This window comes from Streptococcus oralis (genome assembly GCF_001579025.1).
GTDB lineage: Bacteria > Bacillota > Bacilli > Lactobacillales > Streptococcaceae > Streptococcus > Streptococcus oralis_X.
In genome coordinates this window covers 185,448-202,011 of sequence record NZ_KQ970235.1, presented here as the reverse complement: position 1 = coordinate 202,011, position 16,564 = coordinate 185,448, and the positions used below count along the sequence as shown (strand labels likewise).

At 42.3% G+C, this 16,564-nt stretch carries 21 protein-coding genes; 7 read left to right on the top strand and 14 right to left on the bottom strand.

Features of this window, described 5'->3' with window-relative positions; genetic code table 11:
* The 4 genes from SORDD27_RS00925 to nusB all read left to right on the top strand — a co-directional run.
* On the top strand, positions 1-842 hold an 842-nt coding region (locus SORDD27_RS00925), incomplete at its 5' end, for an SPFH domain-containing protein (RefSeq protein WP_231069255.1).
* 81 nt (positions 843-923) lie between these two features.
* Complete coding sequence (gene efp / locus SORDD27_RS00920; protein ID WP_000568640.1) at positions 924-1,484, top strand: elongation factor P; 561 nt, start codon at positions 924-926, stop codon at positions 1,482-1,484.
* A gap of 21 nt (positions 1,485-1,505) precedes the next feature.
* Positions 1,506-1,895, top strand: a complete 390-nt coding sequence (locus SORDD27_RS00915; protein ID WP_000510584.1) for an Asp23/Gls24 family envelope stress response protein — start codon at positions 1,506-1,508, stop codon at positions 1,893-1,895.
* Positions 1,888-2,310, top strand: a complete 423-nt coding sequence (gene nusB, locus SORDD27_RS00910) for a transcription antitermination factor NusB (RefSeq protein ID WP_000203659.1) — start codon at positions 1,888-1,890, stop codon at positions 2,308-2,310. Before SORDD27_RS00915 ends, nusB begins: the two co-directional genes overlap by 8 nt.
* A gap of 47 nt (positions 2,311-2,357) precedes the next feature.
* On the opposite strand, the gene SORDD27_RS00905 is transcribed toward nusB, so the two are convergent.
* The 14 genes from SORDD27_RS00905 to SORDD27_RS00840 all read right to left on the bottom strand — a co-directional run bounded on the left by SORDD27_RS00905 (position 2,358) and on the right by SORDD27_RS00840 (position 13,772).
* Positions 2,358-3,059, bottom strand: coding sequence for a CPBP family intramembrane glutamic endopeptidase (locus SORDD27_RS00905; RefSeq protein ID WP_000750959.1), 702 nt, complete (start codon positions 3,057-3,059; stop codon positions 2,358-2,360).
* A 146-nt stretch (positions 3,060-3,205) separates the two neighbouring features.
* Positions 3,206-3,973 (bottom strand): acetyl-CoA carboxylase carboxyl transferase subunit alpha, encoded by a 768-nt coding sequence (locus SORDD27_RS00900; protein WP_061426798.1) that lies wholly within the window; start codon positions 3,971-3,973, stop codon positions 3,206-3,208.
* On the bottom strand, positions 3,970-4,836 hold the full coding sequence (accD, locus tag SORDD27_RS00895) for an acetyl-CoA carboxylase, carboxyltransferase subunit beta (RefSeq protein WP_061426796.1): 867 nt from the start codon (positions 4,834-4,836) through the stop codon (positions 3,970-3,972). The genes SORDD27_RS00900 and accD overlap by 4 nt, the downstream gene beginning before the upstream one ends.
* 35 nt (positions 4,837-4,871) lie before the next feature.
* The gene (accC, locus tag SORDD27_RS00890) at positions 4,872-6,239 is read right to left on the bottom strand and encodes an acetyl-CoA carboxylase biotin carboxylase subunit (RefSeq protein ID WP_000488665.1); all 1,368 of its coding nucleotides are present in this window, start codon (positions 6,237-6,239) and stop codon (positions 4,872-4,874) included.
* Positions 6,240-6,250: 11 nt separating this feature from the next.
* On the bottom strand, positions 6,251-6,673 hold the full coding sequence (gene fabZ / locus SORDD27_RS00885) for a 3-hydroxyacyl-ACP dehydratase FabZ (protein ID WP_000565515.1): 423 nt from the start codon (positions 6,671-6,673) through the stop codon (positions 6,251-6,253).
* Positions 6,670-7,158, bottom strand: coding sequence for an acetyl-CoA carboxylase biotin carboxyl carrier protein (gene accB / locus SORDD27_RS00880; RefSeq protein WP_001052306.1), 489 nt, complete (start codon positions 7,156-7,158; stop codon positions 6,670-6,672). Before accB ends, fabZ begins: the two co-directional genes overlap by 4 nt.
* A gap of 2 nt (positions 7,159-7,160) precedes the next feature.
* On the bottom strand, positions 7,161-8,396 hold the full coding sequence (gene fabF, locus SORDD27_RS00875) for a beta-ketoacyl-ACP synthase II (protein ID WP_061426794.1): 1,236 nt from the start codon (positions 8,394-8,396) through the stop codon (positions 7,161-7,163).
* Between the two features lie 28 nt (positions 8,397-8,424).
* Positions 8,425-9,156, bottom strand: a complete 732-nt coding sequence (gene fabG, locus SORDD27_RS00870) for a 3-oxoacyl-[acyl-carrier-protein] reductase (RefSeq protein WP_001177611.1) — start codon at positions 9,154-9,156, stop codon at positions 8,425-8,427.
* A 45-nt stretch (positions 9,157-9,201) separates the two neighbouring features.
* Complete coding sequence (gene fabD / locus SORDD27_RS00865) at positions 9,202-10,122, bottom strand: ACP S-malonyltransferase (RefSeq protein WP_061426792.1); 921 nt, start codon at positions 10,120-10,122, stop codon at positions 9,202-9,204.
* A complete protein-coding gene (gene fabK / locus SORDD27_RS00860) occupies positions 10,115-11,089 on the bottom strand; it encodes an enoyl-[acyl-carrier-protein] reductase FabK (protein ID WP_000857452.1) in 975 nt (324 codons plus the stop codon). Before fabK ends, fabD begins: the two co-directional genes overlap by 8 nt.
* Before the next feature lie 117 nt (positions 11,090-11,206).
* Complete coding sequence (locus SORDD27_RS00855) at positions 11,207-11,431, bottom strand: acyl carrier protein (protein WP_000257840.1); 225 nt, start codon at positions 11,429-11,431, stop codon at positions 11,207-11,209.
* Positions 11,432-11,488: 57 nt separating this feature from the next.
* Positions 11,489-12,463: a beta-ketoacyl-ACP synthase III gene (locus SORDD27_RS00850; protein WP_000852970.1), complete on the bottom strand. Its 975-nt coding sequence runs from the start codon at positions 12,461-12,463 to the stop codon at positions 11,489-11,491.
* Entirely contained in the window at positions 12,463-12,897 is a 435-nt protein-coding gene (gene fabT / locus SORDD27_RS00845) for a fatty acid biosynthesis transcriptional regulator FabT (protein ID WP_033630318.1), read from the bottom strand. The genes SORDD27_RS00850 and fabT overlap by 1 nt, the downstream gene beginning before the upstream one ends.
* A gap of 89 nt (positions 12,898-12,986) precedes the next feature.
* Entirely contained in the window at positions 12,987-13,772 is a 786-nt protein-coding gene (locus tag SORDD27_RS00840) for an enoyl-CoA hydratase (RefSeq protein WP_001015588.1), read from the bottom strand.
* 282 nt (positions 13,773-14,054) lie between these two features.
* Here SORDD27_RS00840 and SORDD27_RS00835 point away from each other — a divergent pair, with 282 nt between their 5' ends.
* The 3 genes from SORDD27_RS00835 to SORDD27_RS00825 form a co-directional block, all read left to right on the top strand.
* Complete coding sequence (locus tag SORDD27_RS00835; RefSeq protein WP_000869633.1) at positions 14,055-15,419, top strand: aspartate kinase; 1,365 nt, start codon at positions 14,055-14,057, stop codon at positions 15,417-15,419.
* Between the two features lie 2 nt (positions 15,420-15,421).
* On the top strand, positions 15,422-15,793 hold the full coding sequence (locus SORDD27_RS00830) for a DUF956 family protein (RefSeq protein WP_045593221.1): 372 nt from the start codon (positions 15,422-15,424) through the stop codon (positions 15,791-15,793).
* Between the two features lie 213 nt (positions 15,794-16,006).
* Positions 16,007-16,564, top strand: a 558-nt coding sequence (locus SORDD27_RS00825) for a serine--tRNA ligase (protein WP_462217654.1), incomplete at its 3' end; no start/stop codon positions are given.

Below are 16,564 nucleotides of genomic sequence, written 5' to 3'. Positions count from 1 at the left end.
CTGGTGATAATGCCTGGCTCCTTGAAAAAGGTGGTTTAAAGGGCACTTGGGAAAACTTTAAAAACCGTTTCTCTTTTGGTGGACAAGTCATCACCCAACAGGAAATTATCTTTATCCGCATGCAACCTATTGCAGGTAATAAGTTCGGCACACAAAATGCGGTCGAATACTTCAGCGAACGTTACCAACAACTGCTTAACATCCGTTTCTATGGCTTGTTTGATGTAAAAATAGCAGATCCAGTCCTCTTCTACGTGAGTTCTGTTAGCCGTCAAATTACTGACGGACAGCCATTTACTCTCCAAGATGTAGCTCAAGGAACGCTCCGTCAAAATATCGCACCGAAAATCGCGATTGCCATTGCCAAATATACCAACGAAAACAAGGTTGATATCTATAGCCTCAATGCCAATCAAGACACCTTTAACGAGCTCGCTAAACAAGAGGTCAACAAGGTTTGGACCGGTCTCTACGGAATTGAAGCAACCCATATCTTGCTTGAAGACCTCAGCTACGATCAAGAAAGTCTTGATATCGTTCGCAAGCTTGATAGTGAACTCGTGGCAATGAAGTACAACACGATTGAAATCGAAGAACGTCGTGCTCGCAACGAAGCTCTTATTGCTGCAGCTTCCAACGAAGGAAATGGCAATGGGATGAATATGTTTATGGGCATGAATCTTGGCCAAACTCTGGGTGGTCAACTAAGCCAACAAGTTCAAAATCAAGCACCGGCTCAAAACACTGGGCAAACTGCCAGCAAGAATTTTTACATCGAAGTCGATGGAAAATACGTCCTCGTTACCAAAGACGAAGATGGAAATATCGTACCAGTCAACTAATTAAGCTCCTTCTGACATTTGAGTAATGTTGTCTTTTATGGTACAATAAAGAGTAAATTATTTTATTAAAGAGGTAAAAACATGATTGAAGCAAGTAAATTAAAGGCTGGTATGACCTTTGAAACAGCTGACGGAAAATTGATCCGCGTTTTGGAAGCTAGTCACCACAAACCAGGTAAAGGAAACACAATCATGCGTATGAAATTACGTGATGTCCGTACTGGTTCTACATTTGACACAAGCTACCGTCCAGAGGAAAAATTTGAACAAGCCATCATCGAGACTGTCCCAGCTCAATACTTGTACAAAATGGATGACACAGCCTACTTCATGAACACAGAAACTTACGACCAATACGAAATTCCTGTAGTCAACGTTGAAAACGAATTGCTTTACATCCTTGAAAACTCTGATGTGAAGATCCAATTCTACGGAACTGAAGTGATTGGTGTTACCGTTCCTACTACTGTCGAATTGACAGTTGCAGAAACTCAACCATCTATCAAAGGTGCTACTGTTACAGGTTCTGGTAAACCAGCAACGATGGAAACTGGACTTGTCGTAAACGTTCCAGACTTCATCGAAGCAGGACAAAAACTCGTTATCAACACTGCAGAAGGAACTTACGTTTCTCGTGCCTAATCTCTAGAAAGAGGTCATTCTATGGGAATTGAAGAACAACTTGGCGAAATCGTTATCGCCCCACGTGTACTTGAAAAAATCATTGCTATTGCTACTGCAAAAGTAGAGGGTGTACACTCTTTTTCAAATAAATCAGTATCTGACACCCTTTCAAAACTTTCTCTTGGCCGTGGCGTTTATCTAAAAAACGTGGATGAAGAACTCACAGCTGATATCTACCTCTACCTTGAGTACGGAGTAAAAGTTCCTAAGGTAGCTGTTGCTATCCAGAAAGCTGTTAAAGATGCCGTCCGCAATATGGCTGATGTAGAACTCGCTGCTATCAATATTCACGTTGCAGGTATCGTTCCAGATAAAACACCAAAACCAGAATTGAAAGATCTATTTGACGAGGACTTCCTCAATGACTAGTCCACTATTAGAATCTAGACGCCAACTCCGTAAATGCGCTTTTCAAGCTCTCATGAGCCTTGAATTCGGTACGGATGTCGAAACTGCTTGTCGTTTCGCCTATACTCATGATCGTGAAGATACGGATGTGCAACTTCCAGCCTTTTTGACAGAGCTAGTTTCTGGTGTTCAGGCTAAAAAGGAAGAACTAGACAAGCAAATCACACAGCATTTAAAAGCAGGTTGGACCATCGAGCGTTTAACACTCGTGGAGAGAAACCTCCTTCGCTTGGGAGTCTTTGAAATCACTTCATTTGACACTCCACAGCTGGTTGCGGTTAATGAAGCTATCGAGCTTGCAAAGGACTTCTCAGATCAAAAATCTGCCCGTTTTATCAACGGACTACTCAGTCAGTTTGTAACAGAAGAACAGTAAATAGAAAAAAGTGTTTGACAAATATCAAACACTTTTTTTGCCTCCTACTATCTAAAAATCAAATAATAAATATAAAATAAGATTGACGGAGCATAGGGAATAACATTATAGAAACTATGACAAAGAATGGTAAATCGAAGACTACCCGTAACTCGATAAGCGACTGCAAATAGAAGACCAAGAATACTATAAATGATGAGACTGATGGGGTCACGATGGGATAGAACCAAGTGACTAAGCCCGAAGATGAAAGAAGACAAGATTACATCCAAATAAAACTCCGACTTCGGAAAGAAGGTATTCATAAAATAACCCCTATAGATTGTCTCCTCAACAACAGGTACAATCGAAATGTTAAAGATTAAAAATATAAGACTTGATAGAGTCGTTTCTCTCCCATTTAAGTAAAGTTCCGAAAGAAGGTCTTGGAAAATAAAGCTATGGTCAATCAATCGAATATTCTGCATTCTAAATCCATTTAAAAAAGAATAGATAAGAAAGCAAGCCACTAAGAAAGCGAGATAAGACCAGCGCCAACCCTTTTTCTCGAAGATAAAGAGCATCTTCTTCTTTTTCAACCACAAAACGAATAAAAAGAAAATAAGTAACACTTCTCCAACTAGGAAGATTATATAGCTGTCCATTCCTAAACCAAAGGTCCTAGCTAGAGTTATAGCCCCTAATGGCGTTAAATAAATGTACAGGAACATTAAAATCATACAGATTCCTAAATGTATTGTCTTTTTCATTCTTTCTCTCCTAATGGTAAACTCTCTATTAGGGCAATATAGAGGATATACCATTGATTATTTTCTTATTTATCTAGAGTATTCATATTTATCCATGCTCTATTATCAAAATAGCTAGAACAAATTGTTCTAGCTTTTAAATTTTCTTAGTATTTTCTAAAGCGTTGGTAACGTTCTTCGATAAGTTGGTCGAGTGGTAGTTCTTGCAACCTATCTAGTTCTGCACGCAATTCATTTTTAACGCAACTTAGCAGTTCTTTACTTGACAGCCCTGCTTCTGAGATTACCTTGTCTACGATTCCCATTTCTAGAAGTTCATGCGAAGTGATTTTCATCAACTCCGCCGCTTCCATAGCACGACTTCCATCCTTCCAAAGGATAGAGGCAAATCCTTCCGGGCTAAGTACTGCGTAGATTGAGTTTTCTAACATCCAGACACGATTAGCTACTGCTAGAGCTAGGGCCCCGCCAGATCCTCCTTCACCGATAATAATCGCGATGATTGGAACCTTGAGATCGCTCATTTCCATCAGGTTTCGAGCGATTGCTTCCCCTTGTCCACGTTCCTCAGCTCCAACACCTGGGTAAGCTCCAGCAGTGTTGATGAAGGTTACAACTGGACGACCAAATTTTTCTGCCTGTTTCATCAAACGAAGAGCCTTGCGATAGCCTTCTGGATGGGGTTGCCCAAAGTTCCGTTTGAGGTTATCATGAAGACTCTTCCCCTTTTGGATACCGACGACTGTGACTGCTTGGTCACCTAACCAGCCAATTCCGCCAATGACCGCACCATCGTCTCGGAAAGAGCGATCTCCATGCAATTCGATAAATTCATCGAAGATGCCATTGGCAAAATCAAGTGCGGTCAAGCGACTTTGCTCGCGTGCCTCTCTGACTATTTTTGCAATATTCATCCGCGACTTCCTCCATGCAATCTCACTAATTTAGCAATTGTTTCTGGTAGTTCTCTACGTTTGACAATTGCATCCACAAATCCATGTTCAAGCAGGAACTCTGCCTTTTGGAAATCATCCGGCAAGGTCTCACGAACTGTATTTTCGATAACACGACGCCCTGCAAAACCAACTAAACTCTGGGGCTCTGCTAGGATAATGTCACCTTCCATAGCAAAAGAAGCTGTCACTCCGCCTGTTGTCGGATCCGTCAAAATAGTCAGGTAAAAAAGTCCTGCCTTGGAATGACGTTGAACTGCCGCAGAAATCTTAGCCATCTGCATCAAGCTCATAATCCCTTCTTGCATACGGGCACCGCCAGAAGCTGTAAAAAGTACAACTGGCAACTTTTCAACTGTCGCATATTCAAACAAGCGCGTGATTTTTTCACCCACAACGGTTCCCATAGAAGCCATGATAAAGTTAGAATCCATGATCCCAAGGGCAACTTTTTGTCCCTTGATGCTAGCTGTACCAGTCAATACTGCCTCATCCAAACCTGTCTTTTCACGCATAGTAGCCAGTTTTTTCTGGTAGCCAGGAAAGTTTAATGGATCTTGAGTTTCAATACCCGTAAACATCTCCACAAAGCTACCAGAATCAATCGTCAAATCCAAGCGTTCCTGAGCTGAAATACGGAAAGTATAGCTACAATGGGGACAAATTCGTTCGCTCCCAAGATCCTTTTGGTAAATGGTGTGTTTACAACCAGGACACTGGGAGAAGAGTTCATCCGGAACCTCAGGCTTGGCTTGTGGTTTCTGCCTTACGGAACGGTTAGGATTAATCCGAATATACTTATCCTTTTTACTAAATAGAGCCATAACTCCCCCTTTTAGTTCTCATACTGTTTGAAAGTCTATTCTTTTTCTTGGTATTTTGGCAAGAAAGTTTCCATCAAGAAGGAAGTATCGTAGTCACCAGCGATAACTCGGCGGTCTGAAATCAGATCCAACTGGAAGTCTGCATTGGTTTGCACTCCTTCAATATCAAGTTCATAAAGTGCCCGTTGCATCTTCATTAAGGCATCAAAACGATTCTCCCCATGAACAATGATTTTGGCAATCATACTATCATAGTAAGGAGGAATGGTATAACCTGGATAGACTGCAGAATCTACACGCAATCCAACTCCTCCACTTGGAAGGTAGAGGTTGGTGATTTTCCCTGGGCTTGGAGCAAAGTTAAATGCTGGATTTTCTGCATTGATCCGGCACTCGATAGCATGACCTCGTAGGACGATATCTTCTTGTTTGAAAGGTAAAGGTTGCCCGGCAGCAATGCGAATCTGCTCCTTCACGATATCAACACCTGAAACAAACTCTGTGACTGGGTGTTCAACTTGTACACGAGTATTCATTTCCATGAAGTAGAAATTGCCACTCGCTTCATCGAGAAGAAATTCAATCGTCCCTGCATTTTCATAGCCTACAGACTCTGCTGCACGAACGGCTGCAGCACCAATTTCATTACGAAGGGTTTTGCCAATCGCAATGGATGGGCTTTCTTCTAAGACCTTTTGGTTATTCCGTTGGAGTGAACAATCCCGTTCACCAAGATGGACAACATGACCCTCTTGATCTGCAAGAATCTGAACTTCGATATGACGAGCTGGATAAATCACACGCTCAAGATACATAGCGCCATTTCCAAAATTGGCCTTAGCTTCACTGGATGCTGTCTCAAAGGCTGCGACCAAGTCTTCTGCCTTTTCAACCTTACGAATCCCTTTTCCACCACCACCTGCCGATGCCTTAAGCATGACAGGATAGCCAATTTTTTCTGCAACTGCAAGGGCCTCTTCAGCCGTGTGAACTTCACCATCAGATCCTGGGATAACTGGAACCCCAGCCTTGATCATTTGTTCACGCGCATTGATCTTATCACCCATGGTGTCCATCACAGCACCAGAAGGGCCGATGAACTTAATCCCTACTTCATCACACATCGTGGCAAATTTGGAGTTTTCGCTAAGAAATCCAAAACCTGGATGGATGGCTTCTGCTTCTGTCAAGACCGCAGCAGACAAAATTGCATTGATATTGAGATAAGATTCTGTCGCCTTACCAGGTCCGATACAGATAGCTTCATCCGCTAGGAGTGTGTGAAGGGCTTCCTTATCAGCAGTTGAATAAACTGCCACGGTCGCAATGCCCAATTCACGCGCAGCTCGAATAATGCGAACCGCAATCTCACCACGGTTGGCAATCAAAATTTTACGAAACATGGAGAACCTCCTTAGTTTCCAATTGCAAAGGTAAGAGTACCACTCGCTGCAAGCTTACCATCTACTTCAGCCTTTGCTTCAACCACAGCAATCGTACCACGACGTTTAACAAAAGTAGCCGTCATGACTAATTGGTCACCTGGTACAACTTGCTTCTTGAACTTAACCTTGTCCATGCCAGCGTAGAAGACCAGTTTCCCTTTATTTTCAGGTTTGGACAATTCCAAGACACCAGCAGTCTGAGCCAAGGCCTCCATGATAAGAACACCTGGCATGACTGGGTATTGAGGAAAATGACCATTGAAGAAAGGTTCGTTGATGGTCACATTTTTAATGGCAACAATGGTATCTTCGCTCACTTCCAAGACACGATCCACTAGGAGCATGGGGTAGCGATGGGGTAGAGCTTCTTTGATTCCTTGAATATCGATCATTTGATACGTACCAATCCTTTACCGAACTCAACCATTTCTTCATTTGAAACGAGAATTTCTGTCACCACACCATCTTTAGGTGCAGGGATTTCATTCATGACTTTCATGGCTTCGATGATCACCAAAGTCTGACCTTTTTTAACACTGTCTCCGACTGTGACAAAGGCAGGTTTATCTGGTCCAGCAGCCAAGTAAGCCACCCCTACAAGTGGACTTTCAACGACATCACCCGCTGGAGCAACCGTCGTTTCAGCTGGTGCTGGAGCTTCTTCCACTGCACTCTCAACTGGAGTTGAAGGGGCCGAAACTACTGGACTTGCAGCTACTGCAGCTGGCGCTGGAACAACTTGAGCTGGTACTTCAGAAGCCATTCTTGCTTCATTCTTACTGAACTGCAATTCGTCCGTTCCATTTTTATAAGAAAATTCTCTCAAACTTGATTGGTCAAATTGAGCCATCAAGTCCTTGATCTCATTTAAATTCATAATTATTTATTCTCCCAACGTTTGAAAGCAAGAACCGCATTGTGTCCACCAAAACCAAAAGTGTTTGAAATAGCATAAGGGATTTCTTGCTCCAATCCTTGTCCATAAACGACATTCGCTTCGATATAGTCTGACAACTCACTTGTTCCAGCTGTCATTGGTACATAGTTATGACGCATGGCTTCAATGGTAGCGATGGCTTCTACTGCCCCTGCAGCACCAAGCAAGTGTCCTGTAAAGGACTTGGTTGAAGATACAGGTACTTCTTTACCAAGGACAGCTACAATCGCACCACTTTCTCCTTTTTCATTAGCAGGAGTTGAAGTTCCGTGGGCATTGACGTAAGCCACTTGCTCTGGAGAAATTTCTGCTTCTTCCAAAGCCAACTTCATAGCCTTAATCGCACCTTGACCTTCTGGATGAGGTGAAGTCATATGGTAAGCATCACAGGTATTACCATAACCAACTACTTCAGCCAAGATAGTTGCACCACGTTTTTCAGCATGTTCAAGACTTTCAAGAACCAGCATTCCAGAACCTTCTCCCATGACAAAACCGTTACGGTCTTTGTCAAATGGAATAGAAGCACGAGCTGGATCTTCTGTAGTTGATAGGGCTGTCAAAGCTTGGAATCCAGCAATGGCAAAAGGAGTGATTGATGATTCTGATCCACCAACTAGCATGACATCTTGGAAACCAAACTTGATTGAACGGAAGGCATCCCCAATGGCATCGTTTGATGAGGCACAGGCTGTATTGATTGATTTACAGATGCCGTTTGCTCCGAAGCGCATGGCAACATTTCCTGATGCCATATTTGGCAAGGCTTTTGGAAGTGTCATTGGTTTAACGCGTTTTGGACCTTTTTCATGAAGACGGATAACCTGATCTTCGATTTCTTTAATTCCCCCAATACCAGAAGCCACGATGACACCAAAGCGATCTTTATCGATTGCTTCTACATCAAGATTTGCATTTGTCACCGCTTCTTGAGCCGCATACAAGGCATACAAAGAATAATCATCAAAACGGTTGGTATCTTTTTTGACAAAGTATTTATCAAATGGGAAATCTTGAACTTCTGCCGCATTGTGCACAGCAAATTCGCTGTGGTCAAACTTAGTGATTTCTCCAATTCCAATCTTCCCAGTTTGCAAACTGTTCCAAAATTCTTCTGGAGTATTTCCGATAGGAGAGGTCAATCCGTAACCTGTTACTACAACTCGATTTAGTTTCATCTGTCTTACCTATATCTTTCCTTATTTTTTACATGCTAAGTCCGCCATCAACTGCGAGAACTTGTCCAGTCAAATAATCCTGTCCAGCCAGGAACACTGTAGCATCTGCGATATGTTCTGCTTGACCAAAATGTTTCATTGGGATTTGGGCCAATGTCGCTTCCTTGACCTTATCAGACAAAACAGCAGTCATATCTGACTCGATCATCCCTGGTGCAAGAGCATTTACGCGTACGTTGCGATTGGCAACTTCACGTGCAACTGACTTGGTAAAACCAATCAAACCTGCTTTAGAAGCTGCATAGTTGGCTTGTCCGATATTTCCCATCAAACCGACCACACTAGACATGTTGATAATCGCACCTTCACGTGCCTTGATCATCTGTTTCAAGACTGCTTGCGTCATGTTGAAAGCACCTGTCAAGTTAATTTTAATCACTTTTTCAAAGTCTTCTTCGGTCATCTTGAGCATAAGCGTATCTTGAGTAATCCCAGCATTGTTGACCAAGACATCGACAGAACCGAGTTCTGCAATCGCTTGATCTATCATACGCTTGGCATCTGCAAAGTCTGAAACATCACCTGAAATCGGTACTACTTTGACACCATAGTTTGAAAACTCAGCCAGCAATTCTTCTGAGATTGCTCCGCGACTATTCAAAACTACATTAGCGCCTAGTTGGGCAAATTTGTGAGCAATGGCAAGTCCGATACCACGACTTGAACCTGTTACAAAGACATTTTTGTTTGTAAGTTGCATTCTATCTCTCCTGTTTCCTGTTGTATTTTGTGGGAGAAGGGATCATTAGTTTCCTAACAAAGCATCCAAGCTTGCTTGGTCTTCAACGTTAGCTAGCTTAGCTGTTTTATCGATTTTTTTGACAAAGCCTGATAGGACCTTACCAGGACCAATTTCAATAAAGTTGGTTACCCCAGCATCCTGCATCACAGCAATACTTTCATAAAAACGAACAGGTTCTTTGACCTGACGCGTCAAAAGCTCTTGGATTCGATCTTTTTCCATAACAGCAGCTTCCGTATTGCCGACTAGTGGGCAAGTAAAGTCAGAGAAACTCACTCCCTCAAGAGCTCCAGCTAGTTGCTGACTGGCTGGCTCAAGAAGGGCTGTATGGAAAGGACCAGATACATTTAAAGGAATCAATCGTTTTGCTCCTGCTTCCTGCAAGAGTTCAACTGCGTGGTCAACCGCAGCCACCTCACCACCGATAACGATTTGGCTTGGGGTGTTGTAGTTAGCTGGAGTCACTACTCCAATTTTAGAGGCTGTTTCACAAGCTTCCTCAATTACTTCAACTGGAGTATTAAGGACGGCAACCATCTTTCCAGAGCCTGCAGGTGCAGCCTCTTCCATATAAGCACCACGCTTAGCAACCAAGGCAACTGCATCCTCAAAGTCCAAGGCACCACTTGCTACAAGAGCAGAATATTCCCCAAGAGACAATCCTGCTACCATATCTGGCTGATAACCCTTTTCTTTCAATAGTCGGTAAATAGCAACCGAAGTCGCTAAAATAGCTGGCTGCGTATAGCGAGTCTGGTTTAACTTGGTTTCTTCCTTATCAATCAAGTCACGAAGATCATAACCCAAAACCTGACTGGCTTGGTCAATTGTTTCCTTGACGATAGGATAGCGATCATAAAGATCACGCCCCATTCCTAGATACTGAGCACCTTGACCTGCAAATAGAAAGGCTGTTTTAGTCATTTCTTACAACTCCTGCCCAACGAGAGGCTTCTTCTTGAATTTTTTTGGCTGCGCCATAGTATAGATCTTTTAGGATTTCTTCGACAGTTTCCTCTTTAGAAACCAAACCAGCGATCTGACCTGCCATGACAGATCCACCTTCTACATCTCCATGAACAACGGCTTTAGCAAGAGCACCAGCTCCCATTTGTTCAAAGATTTCTAAATCTGGATTTTCTTGTTTAAAGGCATCCTTTTCAGCCTGCTCAAAGTCACGTGTCAACTGATTTTTAATGGCACGAACAGCATGTCCAAAGTGCTGAGCTGAAATAGTCGTATCGATATCACGCGCTTTTAAGATTTTTTCCTTGTATTTTGGATGGGCGTTAGATTCCTTAGCTACTACGAAACGCGTACCAACTTGAACGGCCTCAGCTCCAAGCATAAAGCCTGCAGCGACACCTTCACCGTCCGCAATTCCTCCAGCTGCGATAACTGGAATTGAAACAGCTGCAGCAACTTGGCGAACCAAGGTCATCGTTGTTAATTTACCAATATGTCCACCGGCTTCCATTCCCTCTGCAATAACTGCATCTGCACCAATTTTTTCCATGCGTTTTGCCAAAGCAACACTTGGAACAACGGGAATAACTGTAATTCCTGCATCATGGAAACGAGTCATGTATTTACTTGGATTTCCTGCACCAGTTGTAACAACCTTGACCCCTTCTTCAATCACGAGATCAACGATGTCTTCTACAAAAGGTGACAAGAGCATGATGTTGACACCAAAAGGTTTGTCCGTAAGTGATTTGATTTTATCGATATTAGCCTTTACGACCTCTTTAGGTGCATTCCCACCACCGATAATCCCTAGACCACCAGCTTTTGATACTGCACCAGCCAAGTCACCATCTGCAACCCAGGCCATTCCTCCTTGAAAAATAGGATAATCAATGTTCAATAATTCTGTAATACGTGTTTTCATAGTGCCTCCATCATTCCTTGCTTACGTAATAGTTCGATGAGTTTATCATTTGAGTTTCAAACTATTACCTAAACAAGAGGGAGTGGGTTTCCCCTACTCCTTCTAGTAATATGTTAATTATTTTGTTTGCTCTTCAACGTAGGCAACCAAGTCACCAACTGTTTTCAAGTTATCCTCTGCTTCGATTTGGATATCGAAAGCATCTTCGATTTCAGAGATTACTTGGAACAAGTCCAATGAATCTGCATCCAAATCATCAAAAGTAGATTCAAGTGTTACTTCTGATGCGTCTTTCCCAAGTTCTTCAACGATAATTTCTTGTACTTTTTCAAATACTGCCATGATAGGACTCCTTTAAAATATAAAAAATTTATAACTATGTGTTTACCACATGATTACCTAGATTGTAAGAATGAGTGTGCCCCATGTCAAACCTCCACCGAAGCCTGATAGGAGAATCGTCTGGCTACCATCTAAACGAATCATGCCATTCTCCACACACTCTGAGAGCAAAATCGGGATACTTGCTGCACTGGTATTTCCATACTCCATCATATTGGCAGGAAGCTTGTCTCGGTCTACACCGATCTTCTTAGCCATCTTATCCAAAATGCGGATATTTGCCTGATGAAGCAAGAGATAATCCAATTCCGATGCTGCGATTGGACCATTTTCAATGGTTTCTTTGATCGATCTAGCAACATCACGATTTGCAAAATCAAAAACTGCTCGTCCATCCATTTTCAAAAAAGCAGGAACTGCTTCTTGATCCGAGAAAGGAGAAGCCAAAGCCGTTTGACCATAGGTCAAACACTCGCTCCGAGAGCCATCTGTATAGAGACTTTCCACAAGGAAGTGACGTGTTTCGCTCGCTTCCAAGAGAACTCCACCAGCACCATCCCCAAAGAGAACAGCTGTTGAACGATCAGACCAATCAACTGCCTTGGATAAGGTCTCAGCCCCGATAACAATCCCTTTTTTGAACTGTCCAGAACTTAAAAACTTTTCTGCAGTTGAGAGAGCGAATACAAAGCCACTGCAAGCTGCTGTCAGATCAAAGGCGAAAGCTCTATGCGCTCCGATATTCGCCTGAACTCGAGCTGCTGTGGAAGGCATCATCGAGTCTGGGGTAATCGTCGCTACAATGATAAAATCAATCTGATCCGCTGTTAAGCTCCCTTTAGCCAACAAGCTCTTAGCTACTTCTGTCGCCAAATCACTTGTAGACTCTGTTTTTGAGATATGTCTCTGTTTAATTCCTGTCCGACTTGAAATCCACTCATCGCTTGTGTCCATGATTTGGGCTAAGTCATGATTAGTGACCACTTGCTCTGGAACATAATGAGCAACCTGGCTTATTTTTGCAAAAGCCATTATTTCAAATCCTCCAAAAATTGATAAAGATTGATTAATCCTCTACCCATAACTTCTATTTCCTCAGGACTCATGCCATCGATGATTTTTTCGACCATTGCCTTGTGAAAACGTCTATGAAGACGATGGACTAACCGACCTTTCTTGGTCAAATGCAGATAGACCACACGTCGATCCTGATCAGAACGAATACGCTCAATATAACCTTTTCTTTCCAGGTTATTCAAGCTCGTCGTAACCGTTCCAAGAGTTACCATCAGTTCCTTTGAAACCTTGCTTGGTGTTGCCTCCGGGAACTTCCCAATCACATCGATCGTGTGCATTTCTTTGATGGAGATGTCTTTGAATCGACTACCTCGTAAGCTAACCTCCTCGATCACAAGGACATTGTTAAAAATAGATGTTAGATAATCATTTACTTGTTGGTAGTCCAAATCGTTTCCCTCCTTCTAAAAAACTTTCACAATCAAAGCATTTGATAAAAGAAGTATATCAAACTTCAAAAAATTGTGCAAGTATTTTTTTACATTCCTGTAAATTTCGGTCTTCTTCTTTCAGAATGTGCTCGAACCCCTTCTTTAAAATCTTCAGTTAGAGATAACGATTCTTGTAATTTCAATTCTAATTCAGCATAATTCTGCCAATCCTTAAATTGACTTTCCCAAACTAACTTTTTAATCGCTGCGTATGAGTTTGCTGAACCTCTTCTTAATTTTTTCAGAACTTGTTCTCTTGTTTTTTCTAATTTGTCAACTTCACAAACACGGTATACCACGCCCCATTCTAGCGCTTTTTCAGCAGTCAAAGCTTCACCTGTCATAGCAAGTTGTGCAGCCCGTGTTACCCCGATACTACGACTCAAGAGATGAATCCCACCAGCGTCTGGCGCCAATCCAACTCCAACAAAGGCTTGAATGAATTTTGCCTTGTCAGTCGCCAAACAAAAATCGACTGCTACTGCCATATTTGCTGCAGCACCAGCAACCGCTCCATCTACCTCCATCAAAACAGGTTTAGGAATTTGCTTGATTTTAAAAGAAATTGTATTGACTAATTCTGCAATCTTATTCAAAGAAGGGATATCATCTTCATCTACTGCGCGTTTCATCTCAACCAAGTCTCCTCCAACTGAAAAGACCTTCCCATTCGCATTAATCAAGATGAACTGCACAGCTTGATCCTGCTCCGCTAGAGTCAAAGCTTCTAAAATTTCCTCACACATTGGGATATGAAAACCATTTGCCACTTCGGGACGATTCAAAGTAATGATAGCCAGATCATCTACGATCTGATATAAGATATGATTCATAGCTTCTCCTTTTCTTTTGTAAGGCAATAAAATTGTTTCATCATCAAAGTATACCTTTTTTTGGATAAAGAGGCAAGGAAAAACTAAAGGAAAGTGTCTCAGCTGATTATTTACCCATCATTTATGAGTGTGAGTAAAATTTGACACCCTTACTTTTAAACGGTTATCCCTTTTCAAAATAAGTTAGTGTTTTCTTCTATTATAATAGGAAGTTATTTTCTTCATTGAAAAATGCCCCTCTTTCTGCTATAATCGTATAAAATACTTACTTGAGGAGTCCTTATGAAGGTTGTAAAATTTGGCGGAAGCTCGCTTGCCTCTGCAGGTCAGTTAGAAAAAGTTTTAAACATCGTTAAAAGTGATAAAGAGCGCCGTTTTGTAGTCGTTTCTGCACCCGGTAAACGCAATGCTGAAGATACCAAGGTAACTGATGCCTTGATCAAATACTATCGCGACTATGTGGCTGGAAATGACATCAGTGCTAGCCAAAGTTGGATCATTGACCGTTATGCCGCTATGGTTAGTGAACTAGGGTTAAAACCTGCTGTTTTAGAAAAAATCTCTAAAAGTATTCGGGCCTTGGCAACTCTTCCTATAGAGGACAATGAATTTCTCTATGATACCTTCCTAGCGGCTGGAGAAAATAACAATGCCAAATTGATTGCAGCCTACTTTAACCAAAACGGCATTGATGCACGCTATGTTCACCCAAGAGAAGCTGGGATTGTTGTCACAAGCGAACCAGGAAACGCACGTATCATTCCATCTAGTTATGACAAGATTGAAGGCTTGGCTGATAGCAACGAAGTCCTTGTCATCCCTGGTTTCTTTGGTGTGACTAAGGAAAATCAAATCTGTACTTTTTCACGTGGAGGTTCAGATATCACAGGTTCTATCATTGCAGCAGGTGTTAAGGCTGATCTCTATGAAAATTTTACAGACGTAGATGGTATCTTTGCTGCCCATCCTGGTATTATCCACCAACCACACTCCATTCCTGAATTAACCTACCGTGAAATGCGTGAGTTGGCATATGCTGGATTTTCAGTCCTTCATGACGAAGCCCTTCTTCCTGCCTACCGAGGAAAAATTCCTCTTGTCATCAAGAATACCAACAACCCAGACCACCCAGGAACACGCATTGTTTTAGAACACAGTAGTGATAAATTCCCAGTAGTCGGGATTGCGGGTGACTCAGGATTCGTCAGCATCAACATGTCTAAATACCTCATGAACCGTGAAGTCGGATTTGGTCGCAAGGTTCTGCAAATCCTTGAGGATCTCAATATCGGTTGGGAACACATGCCTACAGGTATCGACGATCTTTCAATCATCCTCCGCTCCCGTGAATTGACTCCTATCAAAGAAGAAGAAATTCTACGTCAACTCGTTCAAAAGGCTGAAGTGGACCATGCTGAAATCGAACATGACCTTTCCATCATTATGATTGTCGGAGAAAAGATGAAGAGCCATATCGGGGTAACTGCTACTGCAACACGTGCTTTGTCTGAGAATAAAATCAACATCCAGATGATGTCCCAAGGTTCAAGTGAAGTTTCCATCATGTTTGTTGTCAATAAAGAGCAAGAAAAGGCAGCTATCAAGGCTCTCTACCATGCCTTTTTCGATGAAAGTAAGGAAGACTAAACATGGCCCAATCTCTCAATAAAGTCATTGACCTGCAAACCACTGGAACATCTTACCTCTCTATCTCGGGAAAGGTTGGAAAATTTTTAGTTGGGGATCAAGCCTTAGAGTTTTATCCTGATGTCAATGTCGAACAATATATCCAAATCCCCTGGTCCAGCATTCAGCAAATCGGAGCCAACGTAAGCGGCCGCAAGATCAGCCGCCACTTTGAAGTCTTCACTGATCAAGGAAAATTCCTCTTTGCTTCCAAAGACTCTGGAGCTATTCTCAAAATCGCTCGGGAAAAACTTGGCAATGACAAGGTCGTGAAACTTCCGACTCTACTCCAGACCATTGGACAAAAACTTAAAAATCTATTTGCAAAAAAGTAAAAACTTTAGTATAATCATAGCAACGGATAAGTAGGTTATCTCCTTCTTTCAGAAAGTCTGCGGGTGCTGCGAGCAGATAGGAGGGATAGGTGAAATTCTACCGTTAGTAACAATTACATATACAATCAAGTGCACACCTGTGAAGTTGGATGGAACCGTGGCCCTGCCACTCCAACACTTTGTCAGGTGTGCTTTTTTCATAAAGGAGTTCTTATGTTAGATATTAAACGTATTCGCACAGATTTTGATGCTGTCGCAGAAAAATTGGCTACACGTGGTGTAGATCCTGCAGTCTTAAACGAGATGAAAGAAATCGATGCTAAACGTCGTGACATCTTGGTCAAGGTTGAAAACCTCAAGGCAGAACGTAACACAGTTTCAGCTGAGATTGCCCAAGCCAAGCGAAACAAGGAAAATGCCGATGACAAGATTGCTGCTATGCAAACCCTATCTGCTGAAGTCAAAGCCTTGGATGCTGAATTGGCGAACATAGATGCTAAATTGACAGAATTTACCACTACTCTTCCAAACATCCCTGCCGACAGTGTTCCTGTTGGGGCTGATGAAGATGACAATGTGGAAGTTCGCCGTTGGGGGACTCCGCGCGAGTTTGACTTTGAACCAAAAGCTCACTGGGATCTTGGTGAAGACTTGGGTATCCTTGACTGGGAACGTGGCGGTAAAGTAACAGGCGCTCGCTTCCTCTTCTATAAAGGTCTTGGCGCTCGTTTGGAACGTGCCATCTACAACTTTATGTTGGATGAGCATGGT

What these genes read in the sequence shown, in the direction of transcription:
- SORDD27_RS00830 (WP_045593221.1), top strand. Translation starts at nt 15,422, where the DNA reads ATGGCCCAATCTCTCAATAAAGTCATTGACCTGCAAACCACTGGAACA.
- SORDD27_RS00850 (WP_000852970.1), bottom strand. Translation starts at nt 12,463, where the DNA reads ATGGCTTTTGCAAAAATAAGCCAGGTTGCTCATTATGTTCCAGAGCAA.
- fabF (WP_061426794.1), bottom strand. Translation starts at nt 8,396, where the DNA reads ATGAAACTAAATCGAGTTGTAGTAACAGGTTACGGATTGACCTCTCCT.
- SORDD27_RS00915 (WP_000510584.1), top strand. Translation starts at nt 1,506, where the DNA reads ATGGGAATTGAAGAACAACTTGGCGAAATCGTTATCGCCCCACGTGTA.
- fabK (WP_000857452.1), bottom strand. Translation starts at nt 11,089, where the DNA reads ATGAAAACACGTATTACAGAATTATTGAACATTGATTATCCTATTTTT.
- accD (WP_061426796.1), bottom strand. Translation starts at nt 4,836, where the DNA reads ATGGCTCTATTTAGTAAAAAGGATAAGTATATTCGGATTAATCCTAAC.
- accC (WP_000488665.1), bottom strand. Translation starts at nt 6,239, where the DNA reads ATGTTTCGTAAAATTTTGATTGCCAACCGTGGTGAGATTGCGGTTCGC.
- SORDD27_RS00840 (WP_001015588.1), bottom strand. Translation starts at nt 13,772, where the DNA reads ATGAATCATATCTTATATCAGATCGTAGATGATCTGGCTATCATTACT.
- SORDD27_RS00855 (WP_000257840.1), bottom strand. Translation starts at nt 11,431, where the DNA reads ATGGCAGTATTTGAAAAAGTACAAGAAATTATCGTTGAAGAACTTGGG.
- SORDD27_RS00835 (WP_000869633.1), top strand. Translation starts at nt 14,055, where the DNA reads ATGAAGGTTGTAAAATTTGGCGGAAGCTCGCTTGCCTCTGCAGGTCAG.
- fabZ (WP_000565515.1), bottom strand. Translation starts at nt 6,673, where the DNA reads ATGATCGATATTCAAGGAATCAAAGAAGCTCTACCCCATCGCTACCCC.
- accB (WP_001052306.1), bottom strand. Translation starts at nt 7,158, where the DNA reads ATGAATTTAAATGAGATCAAGGACTTGATGGCTCAATTTGACCAATCA.
- SORDD27_RS00905 (WP_000750959.1), bottom strand. Translation starts at nt 3,059, where the DNA reads ATGAAAAAGACAATACATTTAGGAATCTGTATGATTTTAATGTTCCTG.
- nusB (WP_000203659.1), top strand. Translation starts at nt 1,888, where the DNA reads ATGACTAGTCCACTATTAGAATCTAGACGCCAACTCCGTAAATGCGCT.
- fabG (WP_001177611.1), bottom strand. Translation starts at nt 9,156, where the DNA reads ATGCAACTTACAAACAAAAATGTCTTTGTAACAGGTTCAAGTCGTGGT.
- SORDD27_RS00900 (WP_061426798.1), bottom strand. Translation starts at nt 3,973, where the DNA reads ATGAATATTGCAAAAATAGTCAGAGAGGCACGCGAGCAAAGTCGCTTG.
- efp (WP_000568640.1), top strand. Translation starts at nt 924, where the DNA reads ATGATTGAAGCAAGTAAATTAAAGGCTGGTATGACCTTTGAAACAGCT.
- fabD (WP_061426792.1), bottom strand. Translation starts at nt 10,122, where the DNA reads ATGACTAAAACAGCCTTTCTATTTGCAGGTCAAGGTGCTCAGTATCTA.